Origin of the sequence: Streptomyces sp. (assembly GCF_031178505.1) — a bacterium.
Taxonomy (GTDB): domain Bacteria; phylum Actinomycetota; class Actinomycetes; order Streptomycetales; family Streptomycetaceae; genus Streptomyces; species Streptomyces gulbargensis.
The window spans coordinates 1-1,786 of sequence record NZ_JAPSIW010001019.1 but is presented as its reverse complement, the minus strand read 5'-3'; the positions used below and the strand labels follow the sequence as shown (position 1 = coordinate 1,786).

The 1,786-nt window shown below is 73.7% G+C and carries 3 protein-coding genes; 2 read left to right on the top strand and 1 reads right to left on the bottom strand.

The features are described from left to right. Together RIF68_RS35775 and RIF68_RS35770 are read left to right on the top strand one after the other, a co-directional pair. On the top strand, positions 1 to 401 hold a 401-nt coding region (locus RIF68_RS35775), incomplete at its 5' end, for a MarR family winged helix-turn-helix transcriptional regulator (protein WP_309055796.1). A gap of 474 nt (positions 402 to 875) precedes the next feature. Next, complete coding sequence (locus RIF68_RS35770) at positions 876 to 998, top strand: hypothetical protein (RefSeq protein ID WP_309055794.1); 123 nt, start codon at positions 876 to 878, stop codon at positions 996 to 998. A 64-nt stretch (positions 999 to 1,062) separates the two neighbouring features. Here RIF68_RS35770 and RIF68_RS35765 read toward each other — a convergent pair whose 3' ends face one another. After that, on the bottom strand, positions 1,063 to 1,743 hold the full coding sequence (locus RIF68_RS35765; protein WP_309055793.1) for a TetR/AcrR family transcriptional regulator: 681 nt from the start codon (positions 1,741 to 1,743) through the stop codon (positions 1,063 to 1,065). Positions 1,744 to 1,786: the final 43 nt, after the last annotated feature.

Here is a 1,786-nt window from a genome sequence, read left to right as displayed (position 1 = left end):
GTCCTGTCGACCTCTGGTCTGCCTTCAAACGCGCCCACGAGGTCGTCCGCGCCCGGGTGATCGCCGACACCGCCGAGGCGGTGGGCCTGTCCGAGCCGGACCTGACGATCCTCGTCAGCCTCAGCAAGGCGGGAGGCTCCCTGCGCCAGAGCGAGCTCGCCGCGGCCCTCGGCTGGGACCGCACCCGCACCTCCCACCACCTCACCCGCATGGGCCGGCGCGGCCTCGTCACCCGCGAACGTTCCGGCGGCGCCAGCGTGACCGTCACCCTCACCGACACCGGGGGCCAGGCCATCACCGCCGCGCAACCGGGCCTGGACGCCGCGGTACGCCGCCACTTCACCGACAAACTCTCCGCAGACGAGATCGACATGCTGAGCTCCGTGCTCCGCAAGCTGTAGCCGCCGGCCCGGCCGTACCGCCGGGGCGCCCTGTCACCGGCGCGCTCACGCGCTTCCGGAAGCCGGGCGCGCCCCGGCCCACTCGTACGGGCCGCTGGAGGCCGTCGCGTGCCGGACGGCTGTCAAATGCCGGCACGGCCGGCTGCGGTACACGTCGGACGAGGTCCGGGCCGCGCACCAGGTGGCGCTCCCCGGGTGCGCCCGCGCCTGCTCGATCGCTTCGTCAGGCAGGACGAAGTCGGTCATGAGCGATAGCCGCGTGCGGAAAAGGTCTGCTGTGCGCGGTCTACGTGCGGGCGGGCACGGCGGAGACCCTGGGAGCCGCGGTGATGCGGGCGGCCGCGGGGCGGCTCGAGCTCACCGTCCGGGGTCAGCAGGGCATCGGCGCGCGGGAGGCCGCCGGGGGCCGGGCCGGCGCTCGGTCCGTGCCTCCCGCCGCTGACGACCGGTACGGCGATCGGCATCGTCTCGCTGATGGCCGGGACGCTCGCCGTCATGACCGGCGGGATCGGGGACTCCCTCGGCACGGTGACGCGCGCCCTTCTCCTCGGCCTGGCGGCGGCCCTCACCGCGGCACTCGACCTGGCCGGTCGCTGAAACGGGGGGCGTCCGGCCGGGGAGTGCGGCTCCGGCCAGGCCCGGCCGCGTCGTCGTCCTGCCGTCAGGCGGCGGTCCGGGGCCCCGTGCCGAAGACACTGCGCATCCACACGTCCGCGAGCGCGGCCACCCGTTCCCCGTCGGACACCTTCGGCTCCATGCCGAGGAGGGCGGCGTAGAGGTTGCGCTCGCTCATCCAGACCAGGGTCGTGGCCAGCGTCGCCGCGTCGGTTCCCGCGGGGGCGCGCCCGGTGGCACGCTCCTGTTCGATCCACTCGGTGGCCGGCTCGATGAACAGCCTGAGCAGCCCGGTGTACACCTCCCGGAGCTCCGCGTCGGACGCCATCGCGTCCGACGCGGCGACCACCACGGCGGAGTGCTCGCGCCACAGCGCCAGGATCTCCGCGTAGTTCTGTTCGAACGTGCGCTGGGGGTCCGGATCGGCCCCGGTGGTACCGAAGCCGCGCAGCGCGATCTCCAGCTTGTCGTGCATGACGCGTTCCAGCAGGGCGGCCAGGAGCGAGTGCTTGGTGTCGAAGTAGAAGTAGAAGGTGGGCCGCGAGATGCCCGCCCTGGCGGCGACCTCCCCGACGGACACTTCCGTGAACGGCTTTTCGGCGAGCAGTGCCTCGGCGGTGCTGAGCAGTGCCTCCAGCCGTACGTCGCCGCGAGGGGCGGGCCGGGTCCAGCTACGGGCAGCCCGTGGGGACGGCTGTTGTGCCGGGGTCTGCGGGCGTTGTCCCACGGCGCGTGTCCCTTCCACTCCTGCGGCTCTCGCCTGATGCGAG

What these genes read in the sequence shown, in the direction of transcription:
- RIF68_RS35770 (WP_309055794.1), top strand. Translation starts at nt 876, where the DNA reads ATGGCCGGGACGCTCGCCGTCATGACCGGCGGGATCGGGGACTCCCTC.